Here is a 2,944-nt window from a genome sequence, read left to right as displayed (position 1 = left end):
TGGCTGAAATCTGGCTTCACGCCAAGCATGGCAGCTGAACGCCTGATGATATTGCCGGCCATAACCCCAGCATTCGCAGCCGCGACATCCGTCATGCCGGGCTTTTCCGGGTGCGGGGCATCGGCAATGGTAAACACCAGATACTGCGGATCGTCCATCGGGAAGGCGGCGACGAAGGTGTTGAAATTCAAGTCCTTCGAGTAGCGGCCATTGATGACCTTCTCGGCGGTTCCGGTCTTGCCGCCAACGCGGTAGCCGGGGACTCTGGCGTTTCTGGCAGAGCCCTTTTCGGCATTGAGCGAATAGAGGTAGCGCATGCCTTCGACGGTCTTTTCGCTCACCACTCTCTTGGCGGTGGCCATCGCTTCCGCCTGCGTCCGCACCAGAAAGGTGGGGTTCATCAGGAAGCCGCCATTCATCAACGCCGCGCAGCCCACAGCCGCTTGCAGCGGCGTCGTCGACACGCCATGGCCGAAGGCGATGGTGAATGAATTGACCTGTTTCCAGACCTTCGGTTCAGTCGGACGGGCAGTCTCCGGCAATTCGGTCTGCATCCTGTCCAGAATGCCAAGGCGATGCAGGAATTCGCGATGCCCCTCGATGCCGACCATCTCGGCTTCCCTGGCCGACCCGATGTTGGACGAGTAGAGGAACACCTCCGGCAACGACAGCACACGGTTCTTGCCGTGGAAATCGTGAATGGCCTGATGGCCGACCCGGATTGGATGCGAAGCATCGAAGCGGCTCGCCATCGTCGCTTTGCCGGAATCGAGCGCCATGGCTGAGGTGAAGCTCTTGAAGGTCGAACCCATCTCGTAGAGGCCCGCCGACATGCGATTCAGCCGGTCCTTGTCTTGTGCGTTGTAGGGATTGTTCGGATCAAAATCCGGCACCGAGGCCATGGCCACCACTTCGCCGGTCTTGACGTTGAGCACAACGGCGCCGGTGCCCATGGCACGATAGCGCTCCAGGCCGGCGGCGATCTCGTCGCGCACGACATGCTGCACGCGCAGATCGATCGAAAGCTTTACCGGCTTGAGATCCTTGGCAATGGCAAGGCCCGACGCCTGCAGGTCGCTCAGCCCCTGCTCGTCGACATATTTCTCCATGCCGGAGATGCCCTGGTTGTCGATGTTGGTGAGCCCGACAATGTAGGACGAGGTCTCGCCGCTCGGATAGAAGCGGCGCTTTTCGGTGCGGAAGCCGAAACCGGGAATGCCGAGCTGCATGATGTCGGACTGTTGCTTGGGCGTCAGCTGCCGCTGCAGCCAGACGAAACCGGCGCCGCTCTTCAGCTTATGGTAGGTCTGCTCATAGTCGATGTCGGGAAGCACCGTCGACAGCTTCTCGATCGCCTCGTCGGCGTCGACAATCCGGCGTGGTTCTGCAAACAGCGACGCCGTCTTGATGTCCGTGGCCAACACTTCGCCGTTGCGGTCGACGATGTCGGGCCGCGATGCCGTCACCCGGCTCTGCGGACCGCCCGACATATCGGGGGTCTGGAAGCCGAGATAGACCAGCCGCCCTGATATGGTCGAGAAGATGCCGAAGAACACCGCCATCGTCATGACGATGCGCGTCCTGCCCTTGCCGCCGGTCGCCTTGCGGGCGCCCTCGACCACGATCGATCCATCTTCACTCGTCCTGGCGCGACGTTTCAGCAGTTTACCGATCATTGGGCGATGCCTCCGGTCATCACGGGATCCCTGCCGTCCGACGGCGCCTTGCCGCCCGAACTATCAGCCATGCCGCCCTGGCGTCCCGACAAGATGTCCTGGATGTCAAGGGATTTGGCCGGCAGGTCGCCGACACCGCCGATCTGGCGGGCGCTGACCGGCTCGAGTTCGAGCTGCGACTTGTAGAGTTCGGCGAGCTTCTGCAGCCGCGACGGCTGGGTAAGCAGGCTCCAGTCGGCCTTGAGCAGGTCGATCGTGTCCTCCTCATAGCGTATCTGCGCATGGATCTTCTGCACGGCGGCCAATTGTTCCTCGGCCTCGCGCTTGGCCTTGTAGGTAAGGGCCGCGACCGCAACCATGACGGCGATCAGGACAATGTCGCTGGTACGAAACACTTAGCTACCTCTCCCCCGGCCGGTCGATACCGGGAAGCTTTGGAAGGCCGAAAATCGAAAAGTCGCTGCCGCGCGCCGGCGCCTGGGTGCGGACCGCCGCGCGCAGCCTGGCCGAACGGGCGCGCGGATTGGCCGCCACCTCGGCGTCGCCGGCCGTCACGCCGCCGCCCGCCTTGCGGAACGTCGCGGTGCGCGCATGCGCCTCGGGCAGGTGACGCGAGCCGGTCGCGACATCGGCCCGGTCGGCGATGAAACGCTTGACGATGCGGTCTTCCAGAGAATGGAAGGTGACCACGGCGAGCCGTCCGCCCGGCTTCAGAGCGCGTTCGGCCGCAAACAGGGCCTTGGCCAGTTCGCCAAGCTCGTCATTGACAAAAATGCGCAGCGCCTGGAAGACGCGCGTCGCCGGATGGATCTTGTCCTTCGGCGCCCGGCCGATATGCGTCTCGATGGCGTCGGCGAGTTCCAACGTGCGCTCGAACGGGCGCTTTTCGCGGCGCGCCTCGATCATGCGGGCAATGCGTCCGGCATGGCGCTCCTCGCCGAGGAAGCCGAAGATGCGGGCAAGATCGCCCGGCTTGAAGGAATTGACGACGTCGGCGGCGCTGAGGCCCGATTGCGCCATGCGCATGTCGAGCGGCCCGTCGGCGCGGAACGAAAACCCGCGCTCCGCCTGGTCGAGCTGCATCGAGGACACGCCGATGTCGAGCACGATCCCGTCGGCGCTCTCGACATGTTCGTCCAGCGTCGAGAACGGCGCCTGCACCAGCCGCAGCCGACCACCCGACTGCACTTCCAGATCGCGCCCGGCCGCAATGGCATCCGGATCGCGGTCGATCGCCACCACGGAGGCGCCTGTCGCCAGAATGGCCC

General features: G+C 63.9%; 3 protein-coding genes. All 3 read right to left on the bottom strand.

Features of this window, described 5'->3' with window-relative positions; genetic code table 11:
• Positions 1-1,676 (bottom strand): penicillin-binding protein 2 (locus EN914_RS30245; RefSeq protein WP_164779018.1); only part of this gene is annotated, 1,676 nt, incomplete at its 3' end.
• Complete coding sequence (locus EN914_RS30240) at positions 1,673-2,071, bottom strand: hypothetical protein (RefSeq protein ID WP_024501470.1); 399 nt, start codon at positions 2,069-2,071, stop codon at positions 1,673-1,675. The genes EN914_RS30240 and EN914_RS30245, both read right to left, overlap by 4 nt.
• Positions 2,072-2,075: 4 nt before the next feature.
• The coding region (gene rsmH / locus EN914_RS30235) for a 16S rRNA (cytosine(1402)-N(4))-methyltransferase RsmH (protein WP_127389472.1) at positions 2,076-2,944 on the bottom strand (869 nt) is incomplete at its 5' end.

This window comes from Mesorhizobium sp. M7A.F.Ca.CA.001.08.2.1, from assembly GCF_003998455.1.
GTDB classification, from domain to species: domain Bacteria; phylum Pseudomonadota; class Alphaproteobacteria; order Rhizobiales; family Rhizobiaceae; genus Mesorhizobium; species Mesorhizobium ciceri.
This window is presented reverse-complemented; position numbering and strand designations above follow the sequence as displayed.